The sequence below is a fragment of the Cellulomonas gilvus ATCC 13127 genome, from assembly GCF_000218545.1.
Lineage (GTDB): Bacteria > Actinomycetota > Actinomycetes > Actinomycetales > Cellulomonadaceae > Cellulomonas > Cellulomonas gilvus.
The window spans coordinates 1046975-1067651 of record NC_015671.1; the positions used below are offsets into that span (position 1 = coordinate 1046975).

The 20677-nt window shown below is 76.2% G+C and carries 16 protein-coding genes; 8 read left to right on the forward strand and 8 right to left on the reverse strand.

Translation table 11 applies throughout. The features are described from left to right. Nucleotides 1-18: 18 nt before the first annotated feature. From CELGI_RS04880 to CELGI_RS04890, 3 genes are all read right to left on the reverse strand, one after another. Nucleotides 19-1173, reverse strand: coding sequence for an Mrp/NBP35 family ATP-binding protein (locus CELGI_RS04880; RefSeq protein ID WP_013882998.1), 1155 nt, complete (start codon nucleotides 1171-1173; stop codon nucleotides 19-21). A 92-nt stretch (nucleotides 1174-1265) separates the two neighbouring features. Further along, nucleotides 1266-1841: a DUF1003 domain-containing protein gene (locus CELGI_RS04885; RefSeq protein ID WP_013882999.1), complete on the reverse strand. Its 576-nt coding sequence runs from the start codon at nucleotides 1839-1841 to the stop codon at nucleotides 1266-1268. Continuing rightward, nucleotides 1834-3141: a magnesium transporter MgtE N-terminal domain-containing protein gene (locus tag CELGI_RS04890; RefSeq protein ID WP_013883000.1), complete on the reverse strand. Its 1308-nt coding sequence runs from the start codon at nucleotides 3139-3141 to the stop codon at nucleotides 1834-1836. The genes CELGI_RS04885 and CELGI_RS04890 overlap by 8 nt, the downstream gene beginning before the upstream one ends. Before the next feature lie 123 nt (nucleotides 3142-3264). Between CELGI_RS04890 and CELGI_RS04895 the strand changes: the two genes are divergently transcribed. Continuing rightward, complete coding sequence (locus CELGI_RS04895) at nucleotides 3265-3852, forward strand: general stress protein (protein ID WP_013883001.1); 588 nt, start codon at nucleotides 3265-3267, stop codon at nucleotides 3850-3852. 16 nt (nucleotides 3853-3868) lie between these two features. On the opposite strand, the gene CELGI_RS04900 is transcribed toward CELGI_RS04895, so the two are convergent. Beyond that, nucleotides 3869-5422 (reverse strand): aminopeptidase P family protein, encoded by a 1554-nt coding sequence (locus CELGI_RS04900; RefSeq protein ID WP_013883002.1) that lies wholly within the window; start codon nucleotides 5420-5422, stop codon nucleotides 3869-3871. A gap of 84 nt (nucleotides 5423-5506) precedes the next feature. On the opposite strand from CELGI_RS04900, the gene CELGI_RS04905 reads away from it, so the two are divergent. After that, the gene (locus tag CELGI_RS04905; RefSeq protein ID WP_013883003.1) at nucleotides 5507-6346 is read left to right on the forward strand and encodes a PHP domain-containing protein; all 840 of its coding nucleotides are present in this window, start codon (nucleotides 5507-5509) and stop codon (nucleotides 6344-6346) included. Then, the gene (locus CELGI_RS04910; RefSeq protein WP_013883004.1) at nucleotides 6343-6966 is read left to right on the forward strand and encodes a MarC family protein; all 624 of its coding nucleotides are present in this window, start codon (nucleotides 6343-6345) and stop codon (nucleotides 6964-6966) included. Before CELGI_RS04905 ends, CELGI_RS04910 begins: the two co-directional genes overlap by 4 nt. Nucleotides 6967-7017: 51 nt before the next feature. Here the strand turns inward: CELGI_RS04910 and CELGI_RS04915 are convergent, their stop codons facing one another. Continuing rightward, the gene (locus tag CELGI_RS04915) at nucleotides 7018-8763 is read right to left on the reverse strand and encodes a DEAD/DEAH box helicase (protein WP_013883005.1); all 1746 of its coding nucleotides are present in this window, start codon (nucleotides 8761-8763) and stop codon (nucleotides 7018-7020) included. Between the two features lie 266 nt (nucleotides 8764-9029). Here CELGI_RS04915 and CELGI_RS04920 point away from each other — a divergent pair, with 266 nt between their 5' ends. Next, nucleotides 9030-9782, forward strand: coding sequence for a ferritin-like fold-containing protein (locus tag CELGI_RS04920; protein WP_013883006.1), 753 nt, complete (start codon nucleotides 9030-9032; stop codon nucleotides 9780-9782). A 51-nt stretch (nucleotides 9783-9833) separates the two neighbouring features. Here CELGI_RS04920 and CELGI_RS04925 read toward each other — a convergent pair whose 3' ends face one another. Together CELGI_RS04925 and CELGI_RS04930 are read right to left on the reverse strand one after the other, a co-directional pair. Continuing rightward, entirely contained in the window at nucleotides 9834-10058 is a 225-nt protein-coding gene (locus CELGI_RS04925) for a DUF3107 domain-containing protein (RefSeq protein ID WP_013883007.1), read from the reverse strand. A 135-nt stretch (nucleotides 10059-10193) separates the two neighbouring features. Continuing rightward, on the reverse strand, nucleotides 10194-10859 hold the full coding sequence (locus CELGI_RS04930) for a TetR/AcrR family transcriptional regulator (protein WP_013883008.1): 666 nt from the start codon (nucleotides 10857-10859) through the stop codon (nucleotides 10194-10196). Between the two features lie 47 nt (nucleotides 10860-10906). Here CELGI_RS04930 and CELGI_RS04935 point away from each other — a divergent pair, with 47 nt between their 5' ends. The 3 genes from CELGI_RS04935 (at nucleotide 10907) to CELGI_RS04945 (ending at nucleotide 18531) form a co-directional block, all read left to right on the forward strand. Then, nucleotides 10907-11839, forward strand: a complete 933-nt coding sequence (locus tag CELGI_RS04935) for a DUF3152 domain-containing protein (protein ID WP_245528175.1) — start codon at nucleotides 10907-10909, stop codon at nucleotides 11837-11839. A gap of 75 nt (nucleotides 11840-11914) precedes the next feature. Next, nucleotides 11915-15160, forward strand: coding sequence for an ATP-dependent helicase (locus CELGI_RS04940; RefSeq protein ID WP_013883010.1), 3246 nt, complete (start codon nucleotides 11915-11917; stop codon nucleotides 15158-15160). Next, nucleotides 15157-18531 (forward strand): ATP-dependent DNA helicase, encoded by a 3375-nt coding sequence (locus CELGI_RS04945; RefSeq protein WP_013883011.1) that lies wholly within the window; start codon nucleotides 15157-15159, stop codon nucleotides 18529-18531. Before CELGI_RS04940 ends, CELGI_RS04945 begins: the two co-directional genes overlap by 4 nt. 9 nt (nucleotides 18532-18540) lie before the next feature. Here CELGI_RS04945 and CELGI_RS04950 read toward each other — a convergent pair whose 3' ends face one another. Further along, nucleotides 18541-19509, reverse strand: coding sequence for a phosphotransferase (locus CELGI_RS04950; protein WP_041574105.1), 969 nt, complete (start codon nucleotides 19507-19509; stop codon nucleotides 18541-18543). Between the two features lie 133 nt (nucleotides 19510-19642). Here CELGI_RS04950 and nudC point away from each other — a divergent pair, with 133 nt between their 5' ends. Further along, nucleotides 19643-20677, forward strand: coding sequence for an NAD(+) diphosphatase (nudC, locus tag CELGI_RS04955; protein ID WP_041574422.1), 1035 nt, complete (start codon nucleotides 19643-19645; stop codon nucleotides 20675-20677).

Here is a 20677-nt window from a genome sequence, read left to right on the forward strand (position 1 = left end):
GGGCGACCCGGGCGCGCATCAGCGCGGCGTGAGGTTGAGCGACATCCCGGCCAGGCCGCGGCGGCGCGTGCCCAGCGTGCGCGCGACCTCCCGCAACGCGACCGCCGCCGGCGCGTCCGGTGCGGTCAGCACCACCGGTGAGCCGGTGTCGCCGGCCTCGCGCACGCGCACGTCCAGCGGGACCTGGCCCAGCAGCGGCACGTCACCGCCCGTGAGGTCCGTGAGCCGCTGCGCGACGTGCGCGCCGCCGCCCGAGCCGAACAGCTCGAGGCGCGTGCCGTCGGGCTGCTCGAGCCAGGACATGTTCTCGATCACGCCGACCACCTGCTGCCGCGTCTGCGCGGCGACCGTGCCGGCCCGTTCGGCGACCTCGGCGGCCGCCGCCTGCGGCGTGGTCACGACGAGGATCTGCGAACCGGGCAGCAGCTGCGCGACCGAGATCGCGATGTCCCCGGTGCCGGGCGGCAGGTCCAGCAGCAGCACGTCCAGGTCGCCCCAGAACACGTCCGCCAGGAACTGCTGCAGCGCGCGGTGCAGCATGGGCCCGCGCCAGACCACGGGCTGGCCCTTCGGGACGAACATGCCGATCGAGACCACCTTGACGCCGTGCGCCTCGGGCGGGAGCAGCATGTCGTCGACCTTGGTGGGGGGCCGGTCCACGCCGAGCATCCGGGGGATCGAGAAGCCGTAGATGTCGGCGTCCACGACGCCCACGCGCAGCCCCTCGGCGGCCATCGCGACCGCGAGGTTGGCGGTCACCGACGACTTGCCGACGCCGCCCTTGCCCGACGCGATCGCGAACACCTTGGTCAGTGACCCGGGCTGCGCGAACGGGATCGAGGGCTCGGCGTCCGTGCCGCGCAGCAGGCGGCGCAGGTCGGCGCGCTGCTCGGCGGACATCACACCGAGCGCCACGGCGACGTCCGTGACCCCGTCCACCTGCGTGACCGCCGCGGTGACGTCCCGCGTGAGCGTGTCCTTGAGCGGGCAGCCGGGCGTCGTCAGGTCGAGCCCGACGACGACGCGCGTGCCGTCCACCTCGACCGACCGGACCATCCCGAGCTCGGTGATCGGCCGGTGGATCTCCGGGTCCTGCACGGTCGCGAGGGCCGTCAGGACGGCGGCTGTCAGGGCGTCGTCGGGCGGGGTGGTCTGCTCGGGCACGACGCCCATGCTAGGTCGCCCCGGGCGGGCCACCGACGGCCGTCCGGCCCGGGCGGGCGATCGTCGGGCCGGCCGACGTGGGGCCGGCCGCGGCGGACGGGTCAGACGCGGCGACGTTCGGGCTTGCGCTCGGCCCGCGCCGGTTTGCCGTCCGGGCGCTCGGCGCCGGGCTCGGCCGGCTCGTCGGCGTCCGCCTGCTCGGCCTGCTCGGCGAGCAGCTCCTCGAGCAGGTTGCGCAGCTCGGAGCGCACGAAGTCGCGGGTCGCCACCTCGTTGAGCGCGATGCGCACCGAGGCCATCTCGCGCGCCAGGAACTCGGTGTCCGCCAGGTTGCGCTCGGCGCGCTGCCGGTCCTGCTCGGCCTGCACGCGGTCCCGGTCGGTCTGCCGGTTCTGCGCGAGCAGGATGAGGGGAGCGGCGTAGGACGCCTGGAGCGACAGCATGAGCGTGAGCGCCGTGAACCCGTTCGCGGCCTTGTCGAACCGCAGGTCCTCGGGGCCGAACGCGTTCCACCCGAGCCAGACGATGCAGAAGATCGTCAGCCAGAAGATGAACGACGGCGTGCCCAGGAACCGCGCGATGCTCTCCGAGACGCGGCCCGCGGCGTCCTGGTCCGCCTGCGGACGCGGCAGGAAGGACCGCCGCGACTCGCGCGGCTGGTCGAGGCGCTCAGCCACGGCGCACCCCGGCCTGCGGCGGCCGGCTCAGCCCCGCCCGTTCGTCGTGCCGCTCGTCGTCCTGCTCGCGCCAGTCCTCGGGCAGCAGGTGGTCGAGCACGTCGTCCACGGACACCGCGCCCAGCAGGCGCTTGTCCGCGTCCACCACCGGCAGCGCGAGCAGGTTGTACGTGGCCAGCTGACGCGTCACGGACAGCAGCGGCGCGTCCACCTCGATGGGCTCGATGTCGGTGTCCGCGATCGAGCCGATCGACTCGTGCGGCGGCTCGCGCAGCATGCGCTGCAGGTGCACCACGCCGATGAACCGGCCCGTGGGCGTCTCGAGCGGGGGCCGCGCGATGAACACCATCGACGCGAGCGCGGGCGTGAGGTCCTGCCGGCGCACGTGCGCGAGCGCCGCGGCGATCGGCGTCTCCGGGCCCAGGATCACGGGCTCGGTGGTCATCAGGCCACCCGCGGTGTTGTCCTCGTACGCCAGCAGGCGCCGCACGTCCTTGGCCTCGTCGGGCTCCATCAGCCCGAGCAGCTCGGCGGCCTGCTCCTGCGGCAGCTCGCCCAGCAGGTCGGCCGCGTCGTCGGGCTCCATGGCCTCGAGCACGTCCGCCGCGCGGCCCAGCTCGAGCCCCTGCAGGATCGCGACCTGGTCGTCCTCCGGCAGCTCCTCGAGCACGTCGGCGAGGCGCTCGTTGTCGAGCGCCGTGGCGACCTCGAGGCGACGCGTCGTGCCCAGGTCGTGCAGGACGTCCGCGAGGTCCGCCGGCTTGAGGTCCTCGTACTGCGCCAGCAGCAGCTCGGCCGCCTGCTGCCCGGCGGCGCGCGCCAGGCCCGTGACCTCGGACATCGCGACCAGCTGTGTCTCGCCGCGGCGCCGCAGCAGACCCCGGTGCCCGGGGACGACGCGTCGCACGAACAGCTTGGTGACCACCCAGTCCCCGCCGCGCTGCAGCTCGATCGCCAGGTCCTCGATGGTGGCGCTGCCGCTGCCGTCCGCCAGGTCCACGGTGCGGTCCAGCAGCTCGCTCACGGCGAGCGTCTCGAACGCGCGCTGCTCGAAGCGGCGCATGTTCACCAGCCCGGTCGAGATGACCTGGCCGGGGTCCATCGCGGTCACGCGTGTCAGCGGCAGGAAGACGCGCCTGCGCCCGGGCACCTCGACCACGAGGCCCACGGCGCGCGGTGCGCCCTTGGGGCGCACGAGCACGACGACGTCGCGCACCCGCCCCACCTGGTCGCCCAAGGGGTCGAAGACCGTGGTCCCGGCCAGGCGCGCGACGAACACCCGGGTGCCGACGCTGCTCACGCGGTCAGCCTAGACGCCGGGGGCTGCGCCGCACGCGCCGCGTCCGGGCCCGCGCGCCCGCGTCACCCGGACGAGCGGGCCGGGCGTGGCGGTCCGGGACGAAAAGGGGAGAGGATCGGGGGCATGGCGTACACCGGTCAGCCCCGCGTCCCGCGCACCCCCACCCCGCCCCAGGGCGAGCAGGTGGCCCGCTACGACACCTACGTGCAGGCGCAGAAGGCGGTGGACCACCTGGCGGACAAGGCGTTCCCCGTGCAGATGGTCACCATCGTCGGGACCGACCTGCAGATGGTCGAGCGCGTCACGGGCCGCCTGTCCTACCCGCGCGCCGCGCTCGGGGGGTTCGTCTCGGGCGCGTGGTTCGGCCTGTTCGTCGGGCTGCTGCTGTCGCTGTTCTCGACCGAGGAGTCCAGCCCGTTGCTGCCCGCGATCCTCATCGGCGGCGCGTTCGGCCTGCTGTTCTCGGTGCTGACGTACTCGCTGTCGCGCGGGCGCCGGGACTTCACGTCGGCGAGCCAGATCGTCGCGTCCTCGTACGCCGTGCTGTGCCACGCGGAGAAGGCGCACCAGGCACGTCAGCTGCTCGCCGAGGTCGGGGGCGTGACGAGCGGCTGGCCGACGAAGCCCGCGGTCCCGGAGGTCGCACCGCAGGCGCCGACGGGTGTGCGCCCGCCCGCCGACGCGGACGCGCCGCCCGCGCAGGACGCCTGAGACGACCGTCGCGCGGTCAGCCGCGCAGCAGCCCCGCCATCCAGGCCTCGACCGCGTCGGGGTCGCGCGGCAGCGCCGCCGAGAGGTTCTCGTTGCCGTCGGCGGTCATCAGCACGTCGTCCTCGATGCGCACGCCGATGCCGCGGTACTCGGCCGGCACGCGCAGGTCGTCGGACTTGAAGTACAGGCCGGGCTCGATGGTGAACACCATGCCGGGCTCGAGCACGCCGTCCAGGTAGAGCTCGGCGCGTGCCTGCGCGCAGTCGTGCACGTCGATGCCCAGGTGGTGGCTGGTGCCGTGCACCATCCAGCGCCGGTGGTGCTGGTTCTCGGGCAGCAGCGACTCGGCCGCGGTCACGGGCAGCAGACCCCACTGCGCGAGGCGGTCCGCGATGACCTCCATCGCGGCGGCGTGCACGTCGCGGAACCGCGCACCCGGCACCGCGGCCGCGAACGCGGCGTCCGCGGCGTCGAGCACCGCCTGGTAGACGCGGCGCTGCACCTCGGTGAACGTGCCGTCCACCGGGAGCGTGCGCGTGATGTCGGCGGTGTAGAGCGAGTCGACCTCGACACCCGCGTCGAGCAGCAGCAGCTCGCCCGCGCGCACCTGGCCGTCGTTGTCGATCCAGTGCAGCGTGGTCGCGTGGTCACCCGCGGCGGCGATCGTCTCGTAGCCCACCGCGTTGCCCTCCTGACGGGCGTGCCCGACGAACGTGCCCTCGACCACACGCTCGCCGCGCACGTGCGCGCGGGCCGCGGGCAGCGCGCGGACCACCTTCTCGAAGCCCTCGACCGTCGTCGCGACCGCGAGCCGCATCTGCTCGATCTCGTACGCGTCCTTGACGAGCCGCAGCTCGGACAGCGCCTCGACCAGGTGCTCGTCGCGGTCCGCCTGCTGCGCCCCGCGCGCGGCCTCCTGCGCGCGGATCTCCTCGACGACCGCCTCGACCCCGGGGTCGACGTCCGGCACCACGAGCACCTGCACGCCGCCGTCGCCCACGTCCTTGGCGACCGCGTCCCGCAGGTCGTCGACGTGCGCGGTCGCGATGCCCGTGACGGTCTCGAGGTCCTCGAGGGTCGGGCGCGCACCCACCCAGAACTCGCCGTAGCGGGAGTCGGAGAAGAACTCGCTCGAGTCGCGGCCCGCCAGCGGGCGCATGTACAGCACCGCGTGGTGGCCGCTGCCGTCGTCGCCCGCGCCGTCCTCGACCGGGTGCAGCACCAGGACCGCGTCGGGCTCCTGCTCGACGCCGAGCCCCGTGAGGTGCGCGAACGCCGAGTGCGGCCGGAACCGGTAGTCGGTGTCGTTCGAGCGCACCTTGAACGTCCCGGCGGGGATCACCAGACGGCGCCCGCGCAGCCGCGCGGACAGCGCGCTGCGGCGAGCGGCCGTGAACTCGGCCGCGGCGCTGCGCGTGGCCTGCGACGGGGGACGCTCGGCCCAGCCCGACGTGACGAACTCGAGGAACGCGGCCGACCCGGGCCGCTGCGAGCGGTTCGATCCGCGGTCCTCGACCGGCTGGTCCTCGTGCCACGTGCCGTCGGTGCGGTCCAGGTTCGCGTCGTCCATCCCGCCATCTTCGCACCCGGCAGGCACACGCCGGCCGCCGAAGGCCCCGTCGGGGACGTCGCCGCGGGCGGCTAACGTTCGGGGGTGCGCATCGACCTGCACGCCCACTCCGCGGCGTCCGACGGGACCCAGAGCCCAGCCGATCTCGTCGCGTCCGCCGCGCGCGCGGGCCTCGACGTCGTGGCACTCACGGACCACGACACGACCGCCGGGTGGGCGCAGGCCGCGTCCGCGGCGCGCCGTGCCGGGATCGCGCTCGTGCGGGGCACCGAGGTGTCCGCACGCTGGCGTGGCGTGAGCGTCCACCTCCTGTCCTACCTCCAGGACCCCGAGCATCCCGCGCTGGTGGCCGAGCTCGACCGCACGCGTGAGGCTAGGCTGGGCCGCGCGCGGCGCATGGTCGAGCTGCTGGCCGCCGACCACCCCGTGACCTGGGACGACGTGCTGGAGCAGGCGGGTGACGCGGTGACGGTCGGCCGCCCGCACATCGCCGACGCGCTCGTCGCGCGCGGCGTGGTGCCGGACCGCGACGCCGCGTTCGTCGACCTGCTGCGGGCCGACGGCCGCTACCACGTGCCGCACTACGCACCCGACGCGGCCGACGCGATCCGCGCGATCCTGGCGGCCGGCGGGGTGCCGGTGTTCGCGCACCCGGGTGCCGACGCGCGCGGTCGCATCGTCCCCGACGAGACGTTCGACGAGCTCGCCGACGCGGGCTTGGCGGGTCTCGAGGTGCACCACCGCGACCACGACGACGCGCAGCGGGCGCGGCTCACGGGCCTCGCGCACCGGCTCGGTCTGCTGGTCACGGGCGGCTCCGACCACCACGGTGCCGGGAAGGCCAACCGGCTGGGGGAGAATCTCACCGACCCGGCCGTCCTGGCCGAGATCGAGGCACGGGCGACGAGCGAGGTGATCCGGTGAGCGAGATCCTCGACGCGCGCCTGCTCGCGTCCGTGTTCATCACGCTGTTCGTCATCATGGACCCGCCCGGCACGGTCCCGATCTTCCTGGGCCTGACCGGCTCGATGACGCGCAAGCAGCGCAACAAGGCCGCGTGGCAGGCGGTCGCGGTCGCGCTCGGCGTCATCGTCTCGTTCGCGCTGTTCGGGCAGTCGATCCTGTCCTACATGCACATCTCGCTCGCGGCGCTGCAGGCGTCGGGCGGTCTGCTGCTGCTGCTCGTGGCGATGGAGCTGCTGACCGGCAAGATGGAGGAGGCCCAGGCCTCCGCGAACGACAAGGTCAACGTCGCGCTCGTGCCCCTGGGCACGCCGCTGCTCGCGGGGCCCGGTGCGATCGTCGCGACGATGGTGTTCGTCAAGCAGTCCGACGGGTCGGCAGCGGACTGGGTGGCCATTGCGCTCGCGGTCGTGGCGGTGCACGTGTGCCTGTGGCTGGCCATGCGGTTCGCCAACGTCATCCACCGCGTGCTCAAGGACTCGGGCGTCATCCTGGTCACGCGCATCGCGGGTCTGCTGCTCGCGGCGATCGCGGTCCAGCTGATCGCCGACGCCGTGACGGCGTTCGTGCAGGCCGCCTGACGCCACCGACGACGAGGGCCCGCACCCGGGTGGGTGCGGGCCCTCGTGGCGTCAGGACTGGTCGGCCGCCGGCGCGTCGGCCACGGGGCGGCCACCGCGCGTGCGCCGACGGCTGCGCCGCGGTGCGTCGCCGTCGGCAGCGGGGGCCGAGCCCTGGGCCGCCGGCGTCGTCGTGCCCGCCGTGGCCTCGTTCGGCGCGCCACCCTCACCGCGACCCCGGCCACGACCGCCCCGGCGGCGGCGCGAGCGGCCCTCGCCCGAGGCCTCGCCCTCACCGCTCGCGGCGGGACGACGGGCCTGCGCCGCACCCGCGCCGCGGCCACCGGCCGTGCGCTCGCCCGACCGGCGCTCGTCGCGCCGTCCGGCGTCCCGACCGCCCGCCGCGCCGCCCTGGCGCGCGCGCTTGCCGGTCTCACCGAGGTCCTCGAGCACCTCGGCCGCGAGGCCCTCGCGGGTCTGCTGCGACTTCGGCAGCCGACCCTTGACGCCCTGCGGGATGTCGAGGTCGGTGTAGACGTGCGGCGAGCTCGAGTACGTCTCCACCGGCTCCGGGATGCCCAGGCCGAGCGACTTGTCGATCAGGCCCCAGCGCGGCAGGTCGTCCCAGTCGACGAACGTGACCGCGGTGCCCTTGTTGCCCGCGCGGCCCGTCCGGCCCGTGCGGTGCAGGTAGGTCTTCTCGTCCTCGGGGCACTGGTAGTTGATGACGTGCGTGACGTCCTCGACGTCGATGCCGCGCGCCGCGACGTCGGTCGCGACGAGCACGTCCACCTTGCCGTGCCGGAACGCCCGCAGCGCCTGCTCACGCGCGCCCTGGCCGAGGTCGCCGTGCAGCGCGCCCGCCGCGAACCCGCGCTCGACGAGCTCGTCGGCGACCTTCGCGGCCGTGCGCTTGGTGCGTGCGAACACGATCGTCAGGCCGCGGCCCTGCGCCTGCAGGATGCGGGCCAGCAGCTCGACCTTGTCGAGCGCGTGCGCGCGGTAGGCGACCTGCTTGATGTTCTTGACGGTCTGGCGGCCGTCGTCGTCCGGGTCCGCCGCGCGGATGTGCGTGGGCTGCGTCATGTAGCGACGCGCCATCGCGACGACCGCACCGGGCATCGTGGCGGAGAACAGCATGGTGTGGCGCGAGGCGGGCGTGGCCGCGAGCAGCGTCTCGACGTCCGGCAGGAAGCCGAGGTCGAGCATCTCGTCGGCCTCGTCGAGCACGACGGTGCGCACGTGCGACAGGTCGAGGTGACGCTGCTTGAGCATGTCGATCATGCGGCCGGGCGTGCCGACGACCACGTCGACGCCCGCGTTCAGCGCGTCGATCTGGGGCTCGTACGCGCGTCCGCCGTACACCTGGACGACGCGCACCGAGCGGCGGGCCGACGCGGTGGCCAGGTCGCCCGCGACCTGCACCGCGAGCTCACGCGTGGGGACCACGACGAGCGCCTGGGGCTTGCCGGGCGCGCGCAGCTGGTCGTAGCCCTCCTCGTCGCGCGCGACGATGCGGTGCAGCAGCGGGACGCCGAAGCCGAGCGTCTTGCCGGTGCCCGTCTTGGCCTGGCCGATGATGTCGTGCCCCGACAGCGCGACGGGCAGGGTCATGGCCTGGATGGGGAACGGGTGGGAGATGCCCGCGTCGGCGAGCGCCTGGACGATCTCCGGGCGGACGTCGAAGTCGGCGAAGGACGCGTCCACGGCCTGCACCGACGCGGCGGTGCTGACCATCGGGCGGGTCATGGGGGTCGCGAGCGCGGAGGCCGCCTCGCTGGACTCGTCTGCGGGCGTGAGGTTCTCGGTGGTGGTCACATCGACTCTTCGGTGCAGGGTGGCGCGCGGCCCGGGCCGCGCGTCGCTCCACACGGCCGGACGGTGCCGGACGGGGACGAGCGCGTGCCGGGCGACGGACGTCGCCACATGATGGCCGGCAGCCGATCGCGGGTTTCGACTCGCGGGCGACGCCCCTGTGCGGGGCTGCGCGAGATGGTCGTGGCCGACCGGGCAACCGATGTACGTCCCCAGGGTAACGGACCGACCCGTCGGCGGGGCTCGGACGCGCGCTCTACGATCGTCGGATGACCACCGACGCGCACCGACCGACCGACGACCGTCCGGCAGGCGCCGACGACGCGCTCGAGCTGCTCGGGCTGGTCGCCCAGCTGGAGCACATCGCGTTCGTGCGGCTCGCGGCGGACTCGGCGATCGCGCCCGACGTCGAGCAGCGCCTCGCGCTGTCCCGGTTCGCGGCGGCCGCGGTCGAGCGGCGCGACCGGGTGATCGCCCGGATCGTCGAGCTCGGCGGGGACGCCGCTCGGCTGCTGGGCGAGTTCGACGACGTGCTGGAGGAGTTCGACGCCCGCACGCAGCCGAGCACGTGGTGGGAGCGGCTGCTCAAGGCCTACGTCGGCTACGGCGTGGCCGACGACTTCTGCCGGCTCGCGGCGCTCGCGCTCGACGACCGGTCCCGCCAGGTGGTGCTCGAGGTGCTCGAGGACGCGTCGCACGCCGAGCTGGCCGTCGCCGAGCTCGACGCCGCCGGCTCGCAGGACGACGTGCTGTCCTCGCGGCTCGCGCTGTGGGGCCGTCGCCTGGTGGGGGAGGCGCTCTCGGTGGTGCAGCGGATCATCGCGCAGCGGCCCGGCCTGGCACGGCTCGCGCACGAGGGCCAGCTCGCGCAGCACGCGGACGACGTGGCCGGTCAGGCCGCGGAGCCCGCGCAGGGAGCCGCGCCCGACGCCCGTCCGGTGGGGAACGCGCCCGCGAAGATCTTCGGTGAGCTCACCGCGCAGCACACGCGGCGCATGAGCCGGCTGGGCCTGACGGCCTGACCGGCCGACGACCCGGGCGGCGGGGCCGCGCGTGACGCGGCCCCGCCGGCGTCAGATGGTGCCGAAGCCCACGCGCGCCTTGGCCTCGGCGCCGATCTCGACGTACCCGATGGTGGGCGTCGGCACGATGACGCGCCGGCCCTTCGAGTCGACCAGCTCGAGCGCGGGCTTGCCCGCGAGCGCGGCGACGACGGCCGCGGACACCTCGTCCGCGCTCTGGTCGCTCTCCACCAGGATCTCCCGCGCCACGTTCTGCACGCCGATCGTGATCTCCACGCCCGTCTCCTTCGTCGTCCGTCGCCCCGCGGTGACCCGCGTGGGGGCGGGCCAGCGGCCCGCTCTCGTCGGCGACGATCCTAGGTCGCGCACCCGGCCGTACCGCGCCGCGTCCGCGACGAGCGAAACCGCGGCTCAGCCGCCGTACGCGAAGTCGTCGCGGATCAGGCCCTGCACACCCGCCCACGCGAGCCGCGTGACCAGGTCCGCGACGTGCTCGCTGTCGAGCGTGTCCGCATGCCGGTAGCGGTGCGTGGCCGCGCCCTGCGCGAGCGAGATGAGCGAGACGGCGATGACGTGGCAGTCCTGCACGGGCAGGCCCGTGACGGGGCCGAGGACCGCCGCGATCCGGTGCGCGGCCTGCGACGACGCGCTCTCCACACGCGCGCGCACGTCCTCGTCGTGCGTCACGTCGGACTCGAACAGCAGCGCGGACGACTCGCCCGCGAGCTCGACGAACGACAGGTAGGCCCGCACGATCGCGGCGATCACCGCACGCCCGTCGCCGGGGTGCACGGGTCCCTGCTCGATGGGCGCCACGGCCTGGTCGACCGCGGCGAGCAGGTCCGCCCCGCGCTGGTCCACGACCGCCAGGTACAGGTCCAGCTTGGAGGGGAAGTGGCGGTACAGGACGGGCTTGGAGACCAGCGCGCGCTCGGCGATGTCGTCCATCGAGACGTGGTGGAAGCCCTCGCTCGCGAACAGGTCCTGCGCGATCCGCAGCACCTGAGCGCGCCGCTCGTCACGCGCCATGCGCTGGCTGCGCGGACGGGGCGTCTCGTCGTCCGGGACCTCCACCATGCCGCGAATGGTAGCCACGGCATGTTTCGGCGGTGGAGCATGGGGTGGTGAGCCTCGACGACGTCAGCCGGACGAGCGAACCCGTGCGGGGTCGCCGGCGGTGGACGACGCGTCCGCGACGTGCCGTGGGCGTCCTGACGGCGCTCGTCGCGTTCGCCGCGGGTGGCGGCCTCGGCGCGGCGGTGACGGCCGACCGCGGTGGCTCCGCACCGGCCGCCGCGGCGACGGGTGAGGCGCGCTCCCTGACGGATGCGCTGCGGGGCTCGCGCGGTGCCGCGCGCGCGGGCCACGTGCCGGACTCGCTGGCGCCGGGCACCGCGGCACCGACGACGGGCGCGGGCGCCGACGGGGTCCCGCCGACACCGACGACCGCACCGCCCGCGGGTGACGCTGCCGACCCCGACCTGACCGAGGCCGACCTCGCGTCAGGGCTGCTCGCGGCCGGTGTGCCCGAGTCCGCGTCGGGCGACCTGGTCGTGGTGCCCGGGAGCGACCCCGGCCCCGGCGTAGGGGACGTGCTGACCGTGCGCGTCGAGGTCGAGGAGGGTCTCGCGGTCGACCCGGAGGCGTTCGCCGCGTTCGTCATGACGACGCTCAACGACCCGCGTGGCTGGGGTGGCGACGGCTCGCTGTCGTTCGCGCGGACCGACCGGCCCGCGGACCTGCGCGTGGTCCTGGCCTCGCCCACGCTGGTCGACCGGATGTGCGCGCCGCTGCAGACGCGCGGCCAGGTCTCGTGCGGGCGCGGCGGGCACGCGACGCTCAACTTCCGGCGCTGGGTCGAGGCGGTCGAGGACTACGGCACCGACCGGGACTCCTACCGCCGGTACCTGGTGAACCACGAGGTGGGGCACCTGCTCGGGCATCCGCACGCGACGTGCCCGGGGTCGGGCCGGCGCGCCCCGGTGATGCAGCAGCAGTCGTACGGCGTCGGGGCGTGCACGCCCAACCCCTGGCCGTTCCCGGGACGCGACGGCTGAGCGACCGGGTACCCGCCGCTCGCAGCGGACCCCGGGGTGCACGCGGGTGTGGGCACGTCGTGATGGGATCTGCGCGTGACCACGACACCCGCGCTGCGCCGCCCTGCGCTCGCGGACGCACCCCTGGACGGACCCGGCGCGCTCGTCGCGCTCGACCCCGTGCAGCAGGAGGCGGTCGCCTGGGCACGCGCGGTGGGGGCGACGGCGCGCAGCGGCGCGCCGACCGCGAGCCCCGCGCTGCTGGTGCTCGGTGCACCGGGATCGGGTCGCACCACGGTCGCGCTCGAGGCGGCGGCCGCGGCCGTGCAGGCGGGCCTGGACCCCACGGGCCTCCTGGTCCTGGCGGCGTCCCGGCGCGGTGCGGCGGACCTGCGGGACAGGCTCGCCGCGCGGCTCCCGCTGACGTCCGGCCGCCCGCTGGTCCAGACGCCCGCGGCCGCGGCGTTCGCGGTGCTGCGGACGCGAGCCGTCGCGCTCGGTGAACCGGTCCCCACGCTCGTCTCCGGGCCCGAGCAGGACCTGCTGCTGGCCGAGCTGCTGGCGGGTCACGCGGCGGGCGACGGCGCGCGCGTGGACTGGCCCGAGCGCGTGCGCGCCGAGGCGCTGGGCGTGCGCGCGTTCCGCGACGAGCTGCGCGACCTGCTGATGCGCGCGGCCGAGCGCGGCCTGACGCCGGCCGACCTGGCGGACCTCGGGGACCGGCACGGTCGGCCCGAGTGGTCGGCCGCGGCGCGCGTGTACGCGGAGTACCTCGACGTGCTCGATCTGCGCGCCGGGACGCCCGACGCCGGGCTGCGGCTCGACCCGGCCGTGGTCGTCTCGGAGGCGGTGCGCGTCCTCGAGCAGTGGGAGGCCGAGCTGCCCGGGACGCCCGCACCCCGGTGGCGGCTCGTCGTGGTCGACGACCACCAGGAGAGCACGTCCGCGACCGCCCGCCTGCTGTCGGTGCTGGCCGCACGCGGTGCGCGCACGCTGCTCACCGCGGATCCGGACGCTGCCGTCCAGACGTTCCGCGGCGCGGAGCCCGCGCTCGTCGCCCGCGCGTCCGACCCACCCGGACCGGACGGCGCGCTCGGGGCCACGCGGCTGGTGCTGCCGGCGGTGTGGCGGCACGGTGCGCACGTCCGGGCGGCGGTCGCGCGGGTGACCGAGCGGATCGGCACGGTGGGCGCGGCCGCGCACCGGCGCGCGCCCTCGGCCGCCACCGGCGGGCGCGGACAGACCGGTGCGGACCGGGTCCGCGTCGCGGTGCTGCCGAGCGGCGCTCAGGAGGCGGCGTTCGTGGCGCGTGAGCTGCGCCGCGCATACCTCGAGGACCACGTGCCGTGGCACCGCATGGCCGTGGTGGCGCGCGCCGGGTCGCACGTGACCGCGCTGCGCCGCGCGCTCGGCTCGGCGCAGGTCCCGGTGACCGTGCTGGGCAGCGACGTGCCGCTGCGCGACGAGCCGGCCGTGCGCCCGCTGCTCGACGCGATGGCGGTCGCGGTGGGCGCCGCCGAGCTGGACGCGGCGGTCGCGGCCCGCCTGGCGTGCTCGCCGCTCGGCGGCCTGGACCCCGTGGGCCTGCGACGGGTGCGCCGCGCGCTGCGGGCCGAGGAGCTCGCGGGGGGCGGTGGGCGCACCAGCGACGCACTGCTGGTGGAGGCGCTCGACGAGCCGGGCCGCGCCGCGACGCTCGCGCCCGCGGTCGCCTCCGCCGTGGACCGTCTCGCGCGCGTGGTCGCGGCCGGGCGCACCGCCGCGGCCCGTCCGGGGGCGGATGCGCAGGGTGTGCTGTGGGCCCTGTGGGACGCGGCCGGTCTCGCGGAGCCGTGGCGACGCGCGGCGCTCGTCGGCGGGGCCGCGGGCGAGCGGGCCGACCGGGACCTGGACGCGGTGCTCGCGCTGTTCCGGGCGGCGGAGACGTTCGTCGACCGCATGCCCCGGACCGCCCCGGCGGTGTTCGTCGAGTGGCTGCGCTCGCAGGACCTGCCGGCGGACTCGTTGGCCGCGCAGGCCCGCCGGGACGCGGTCGCGGTGCTCACCCCCGCCGGCGCGGCGGGCGGCGAGTGGGACGTGGTCGCGGTTGCGGGCGTGCAGGAGGGCGTGTGGCCGGACCTGCGTCTGCGTGACTCGCTGCTCGGCGCCCAGACGCTCGTCGAGGTCGTCTCGGGTCGGCGGTCCGCCACGGCGGGTGACGACGCGGCGCAGGCCCGCGCCGCGGTGCTGTCCGACGAGCTGCGCTCGTTCGCGGTCGCGCTGTCCCGCGCACGCCGGCTCGTGGTGGTGACGGCGGTCGCGGACGCCGACCACCAGCCGTCGCCGTTCGTCGACCTGGTCGAACCGCCGGTGGGTGAGCGAGACCAGCGGCTCACGCACGTGGAGCCCGCGCTGGACCTGCGCGGGCTGGTCGCCCAGCTCCGCGCGGAGCTCGAGGGTGCCGCCGCGCGGGGAGCCGCGCCCGACGCGGGGGCCCTGCGCGCGCTCGGTGAGCTCGCGGCGCTCGGGATCCCGGGGGCCGATCCCGCGACGTGGCACGGCCTCGTCGACGTCAGCACGGACGCGCCGCTGTACGGGCCGGGCGAGCTGGTGCCGGTCTCGCCGTCGAAGCTCGAGACCGCCCACCGGTGCGCGTTGCGCTGGGCGCTCGAGGCGGCGGGCGGGACGTCGGGGTCGAGCGGGGGGCAGTCGCTCGGCACGCTCGTGCACGCGATCGCGCAGGAGCACCCGCACGGGACGCATGCCGAGCTGGCCGCCGCGCTCGACGCGCGCTGGGCCGAGCTGGGACTGGGCACGGGCTGGCCGGCGCGAGCGACGCGGGCCCGTGCGGACGAGATGGTCCGCCGGCTCGCGGACTACCTCGCGGGAGCGGGGGAGGCGTTGCTGGTCGAGGGCGAGTTCCGGCTCCGCACGGACCGCGCCCTGGTCCGCGGCGCCGTGGACCGGATCGAGCGCGACCTCGAGCACCCCGACCAGGTGCGCGTCGTCGACCTCAAGACGGGTGCGAGCCCGCCCAGCAAGGAGCAGGCGCTGACGAACCCGCAGCTCGGCGCGTACCAGCTCGCGGTCGACGGCGGGGCGTTCGCGGACCTGCCCCCCGGAACCACGAGCGCGGGTGCGCAGCTGGTCTACCTGGGTACGGGTGCGTCCGCGGCGGTCCGCGACCAGCCGCGCCTGGGCGGCGCCGAGGGCGAGCGGACGTGGGCGGCCGAGCTCGTGGACGACGTCGCGGACCGGATGGCGGCCTCGGCGTTCACCGCCACGGCCAACGACCAGTGCGACCGCTGCCCGGTCCGGCGCTCGTGCCCGGTGCGGGCCGAGGGCGGGCAGGTGGTCGCATGAGCACGGATCTCTTCGCCGCGGAGGCGCAGGCCACGGCGCCGGCCGGCGAGCCCATCGGCGCGCTGCAGATCGCAGCGCTCGTGGGCAACCCCGCGCCCACACCCGAGCAGCTGCGCATCATCGAGGCGCCGCTCGGCCCGGCGCTCGTCGTCGCGGGTGCCGGATCGGGCAAGACCGAGACGATGGCGGGGCGGGTGGTCTGGCTCATCGCCAACGGCGTCGTGGCGCCGCAGGAGGTGCTGGGCCTCACGTTCACCCGCAAGGCCGCGGGTGAGCTGGCCGAGCGCGTCCGGCTGCGGCTGCGACGCCTGGTGCGTGCCGCGGCCGAGGCGGGCGTGGTGCTGCCGGGCCGGGCGCACCTGGAGGATGACGTGCTCGGCGGGCGCCCCACGGTCTCGACGTACAACGCGTACGCGGCGTCGCTGGTGCGCGACCATGCGCTGCGGCTGGGCATCGACCCCACCGCGCGGCTGCTGGGTGAGGCCGCGCAGTGGCAGCTCGCGAGCGAGGTCGTCGAGCAGTGGCAGGAGGACCTGGGCACGCAGGCGGCGGTCTCGACCGTGGTGGAGGCGGTCCTGGCGCTGTCGGGTGCGCTCGACGAGCACCTGCTCGAGCCCGACCAGGCGGCCGAGGGCATCCGGCGGATCCTGGCGGACGTGGCGGCCACGCCGCCCGGCACGCCGCCGCGCGGGCCGTACGCCGAGGTCAAGAAGGCGATGCGCGGCCTCGAGGAGCGCGCACGGCTGCTCGACGTGGTCGCCGCCTACCGGGCGCGCAAGCGCGCGAGCGACGCGATCGACTTCGGCGACCAGGTCGCGCTCGCGGCGCGGCTGGCGCGTGAGGTGCCCGACGTCGCCGCTGCCGAGCGCGCACGCTTCGCGGTGGTGCTGCTCGACGAGTACCAGGACACGTCGTACGCGCAGCTCACGCTGCTCTCGGCGCTGTTCGGCGACGGCCACCCCGTCATCGCGGTCGGGGACCCGCACCAGTCGATCTACGGCTGGCGGGGGGCCAGCGCGGGCGGGCTCGAACGGTTCCCGACGACGTTCCGGCGGGCCGCGGCGGACGGCGGCGGTCCGGCGGACGTGCTCGCGCTCAGCACGTCGTGGCGCAACGACCACGCGGTGCTCGACGCCGCGAACCACGTGGCGGGTCCGCTGCGCGCGGGTGCGCGGCGCGTCGACGTGCCGCAGCTGGTCGCGAGCCCCGCGGCCGGACCCGGCACGGTGCAGGCGGCGATGGCGCTCACGGTGCAGGACGAGGCGGAGCTCGTCGCCGAGCACGTCGCGGCGCACTGGCGCCCGCAGGGGCCGTCCGGCCCGCGCGTGACGGCCGCCGTGCTGTGCCGCAAGCGCTCGCAGTTCGGCCCGGTGCGCGCCGCGCTGCGCGCGCGTGGGCTGCCCGTCGAGGTCGTCGGCCTCGGCGGCCTGCTGTCGACGCCCGAGGTGGTGGACGTCGTCGCCGCGCTGCAGGCGGCGTACGACCCGTTGCGTGGGGACGCGCTGATGCGGCTCCTCACGGGCGCGCGCACGCGGCTGGGCGCGGCGGACCTGCACGCGCTCGCCGCGTGGGCCTCGGAGCTCGCGGGCCGGCGCAGCGGGCGGACCACGCCCGAGGGGGTCCAGATCGACGCGATCGACGAGCGCAGCCTGGTGGACGCGCTCGACGACCCGCCGCGCCCGGGCTGGCGCAGCCACGACGGCCGCGCGCTCGGCGACGTGGGCCGCGCACGGCTCCAGGAGCTCGCGGGCCTGCTGCGCACGCTGCGTGCGCACTCCTACCTGGCGGTGCCGGACCTCGTGGTGGAGGCCGAGCGCCTGCTGGGCCTCGACATCGAGCTCGCGGCCCGGCCCGGCGTCGGGGTCGGCCGCGCCCGCGCGCACCTCGACGCGTTCCGTGACGTCGCGGTGGAGTTCGCGCGCGGGGTGGACGCGCCGACGCTCGGCGGCTTCCTGTCCTGGCTCGAGGCGGCCGACGCGCGCGAGAACGGCCTCGAGCTGCCGGTCACCGAGCCGGACCCGGACGCCGTGCAGGTCATCACGATCCACGCCGCCAAGGGCCTGGAGTGGGACGTGGTGGCGGTCGCGGGACTCGTCGACGGCGTGCTGCCCGCGACCCCGACGCAGGGCAAGGACGGCCCCAAGGACAACGCGTGGCTGGTCGGGCTCGGCTCCTTCCCGTACCCGCTGCGCGGCGACCGCGACGACCTGCCGGAGTTCGCGTACGCGGGTGCCGAGGGTGCCAAGGACCTCGAGGAGCGGCGCAAGGCGTTCGTGCGCGCGGCCGGCGAGCACCAGGTGGCCGAGGAGCGCCGGCTCGCCTACGTCGCGCTGACCCGCGCGCGGCACCGGCTCCTGCTGACCGGGGCGTGGTGGGGCGACGGCAAGACCGTGCGCAAGGTGTCCACGTTCCTCACCGAGCTCGCCGAGGCCGGTCTCGTCTCGGTCGACGACTGGGTCGCCGAGCCGCCCCCGGGCGAGGAGAACCCCGCGGCGGGCGTCGCGGTCACGGCCACGTGGCCGCGCGACCCGTTCGCGACCGAGGCCGGCGCCGGCCGGCGGCCCGCGGTCGAGGCGGCGGCGGCGTGGGTCCGCGAGGCGGCCCGTTCGGCGCGCGGCGGCCGCGCGGACGCGGGCGGGCAGGCCCGGTCGCCGTGGGAGCGGCTCGCGCACCGCCTGCTCGACGAGCAGCGCCTGGCGCGCGAGGGTGCGGCGAGCGTGGACCTGCCGGCCCACCTGTCCGCATCGGCCGTGGTGCGCCTGGGTGCGGACCCGGGCGAGTTCGCGCGGGGGCTGCGGCGTCCGGTCCCGCACGAGCCGTCGGGTGCCGCGCGGCTGGGCACGCGGTTCCACGCGTGGGTCGAGGGCTACTACGGCGCGGCGTCGCTCGTGGACCTGGACGCGCTGCCGGGCGCCGACGACGACGGCTTCACCCAGGGTCCGCTGGACGCCGACGAGGCACGGCTGCGCGAGGCGTTCCTGGCCTCGCCGTGGGCGGACCGCCGTCCGCTCGTCGTCGAGGCGGACGTGGAGACCCCGGTCGCGGGGTACGTGCTGCGCTCGCGGATCGACGCGGTGTTCCCGGCGCTGCCCGGCGAGCTCGGCGTCCCCGTCGACGCCGACGGGGGTCACGGCGTCGTCGTCGTGGACTGGAAGACGGGGGCGCCGCCGCACGACGAGCACGCGGAGGCCGCGCGTGAGCTGCAGCTCGCGGTCTACCGGCTCGCGTGGTCCCGGTGGACGGGGCTCCCGCTCGAGCGCGTCGGCGCGGTGTTCCACCACGTCGGGGCGAACCGCACGCTCCGGCCCGCGCGGCTGCTGGGCGCCGACGAGATCGAGGCGCTCCTGCGCCGGGTCACCGACGACGCGTGAGCGGTGCGCTCACGCGTAGGAGGAGGCGATCGCGACCGGCGCGGTCGGCAGCTCGGCGTCCACCGGGGTGCGCGTGTGCTCGTCCAGGTCCTCGAGCATGCTGACCGCGTCGTCCACGACGTCCGCGTTGCCCGTGCGGACGCCGTAGAGGAGCCAGCGCGCGAGGGCGAGCTCGCCGGCCAGGAGCGCGCGATCGGTCAGGTGCGGGTCGATCAGCTCGGTGCGCCGCAGCTGGTAGGCCTCCATGATCGAGTCCGCGGCGTCGGGCGTCGCGGCCACCAGGAGCCACGACAGGTCGTCGGCCGGGTCGGCGACGCTCGCGTCGCCCCAGTGCAGGATGCCGCTCACGTCGCCGTCGTGGACCAGGATGCGCTCGTTCGTCAGGTCGCCGTGCACCACGGTCGGGCGGAACCGCCACAGCGCGACGTCCTCGAGCCGCTCCTCCCACCGGCGCAGCAGCGTGGGCGGGACCTTGCCGGTGCGGGCGGCCTCGTCGACCTCGGCCTGGCGGCGCACGCGGTAGGCCTCGGCGTCGTACACGGGCAGGCCCGCGTTCTCCACCACGGACGTCGGCAGCTCGTGCACCGACGCGATCGCGCGGCCGATGGCGGCGCACAGCCCGGGCCCGGGCGCGAGCTCGGCGACGTCGAGCGCGGTGCCCGGGATCTCGGCGTGCACCGCGGCGCGGCCGCCCTCGGGCAGGTGCGCGAAGCCGACCGGACGCGGCACCGCGAAGGGAAGCGCGCCGTCCTCGCTCGCGCGGCCGAGCCCGTCGAGCAGCTCGACCTCGGCCTCGAGCGCGGCACCGGCGGCGGGGTGCACGGGCGCGCGGACCACCCAGCGGCGCCGTGCGGCGTCCACCACGACCGCGATGTCGTAGTCGGTGCCCGGGTGGGCCGGCCGCCGGACGTCGTAGGCGTCCAGGCCGGGCACGGCCACGGTGGCCAACGCGGCGAGAGCGAGCGGGGATCGAGGCACGGGCCCCAGCGTAGGCGCGCGACCGTGCGCCGGGCGCTCAGGGTCGCGGCGTGTCCGTCCGATTCGTCCGACCTGTGCGGGCTCGTCGGTCCTCGCGGCGATGGGCGACCGCAGCGCTGGGTACCCTCGCGCGGTGAGGTCCGACGAGCTGCCGCTGTCCCGCTCGGTCGTCGACCGCGCCGCCCACCTGCGTGACGACGAGGGGCTGGCGCGCGCGCTCGAGGCCACGAGCACGCGCGCGCTGCTGGTCCGGGGCGGCGAGGTCCTGGTGGGGCCGGACGACGCGCTCGTGCTGCTCCCCGTCGACGCCGCGGCCACCGTCGGCCCGACGACGACCGCGGACGACGACCAGGCGTGGGTCCTGCTCGGTGCGGAGCCCGCGGGCGACGGCGACGTCGTGCACGTGGCGCGCCGGCTCGGTGCGCGCACGCCACCTCCGGCCACGGGCGTGCCGTCCGACACGCTCGTCCACCGGCCCAGCCCGGCGCCGGACGTCGACGCGGAGCCGCCCGCGGTCGCGCCGTCCGGTGCGCGCTGGGCACCGCTGCGCACGGTCGGCGCGGTGCTCGCCCCGCGGGACGCGGGGCTGGCGACCACCGCGGTCGCGCTCGACGCCTGGCACGAGCGCCACCCGCGGTGCCCGCGGTGCGGCGGTCCGACCCGCGTGACGCACGCAGGCTGGGTGCGACGCTGCACGGTCGACGACTCCGAGCACTACCCGCGCACGGACCCCGCGGTGATCATGGCCGTGGTGGACGGCGACGACCGCCTCCTGCTGGGGCACGGCGCGCAGTGGGCCGCGGGCAGGTACTCGACGCTCGCGGGCTTCGTCGAGCCGGGCGAGTCGCTCGAGCACGCGGTGCGCCGCGAGGTCGCCGAGGAGGTCGGCGTGCTCGTCGGCGAGGTGGTCTACCGCGGCAGCCAGCCGTGGCCGTTCCCGGCCTCGCTCATGGTCGGGTTCTGGGCCCGCGCGCTCAGCACCGAGCTGCACGCGGACGGTGCCGAGGTCACGCACGCGCGGTGGGTCTCGCGCGACGAGCTGCGCACGGCGCTGGTCGCGGGGGACGTGGTCGCGCCCGGGCGCGCGTCGATCGCGCGGGCGCTGATCGAGGACTGGTTCGGGGGTCCGTTGCCCGAGCCCGCGGACCCCGCGCTCGCCTGGGCCTGA

Coding starts and splice junctions, on each gene's coding strand:
- CELGI_RS04930 (WP_013883008.1), bottom strand. CDS start 10,859: ATGGTGGAGGTCCCGGACGACGAGACGCCCCGTCCGCGCAGCCAGCGC.
- CELGI_RS04895 (WP_013883001.1), top strand. CDS start 3,265: ATGGCGTACACCGGTCAGCCCCGCGTCCCGCGCACCCCCACCCCGCCC.
- CELGI_RS04900 (WP_013883002.1), bottom strand. CDS start 5,422: ATGGACGACGCGAACCTGGACCGCACCGACGGCACGTGGCACGAGGAC.
- CELGI_RS04880 (WP_013882998.1), bottom strand. CDS start 1,173: ATGGGCGTCGTGCCCGAGCAGACCACCCCGCCCGACGACGCCCTGACA.
- CELGI_RS04945 (WP_013883011.1), top strand. CDS start 15,157: ATGAGCACGGATCTCTTCGCCGCGGAGGCGCAGGCCACGGCGCCGGCC.
- CELGI_RS04920 (WP_013883006.1), top strand. CDS start 9,030: ATGACCACCGACGCGCACCGACCGACCGACGACCGTCCGGCAGGCGCC.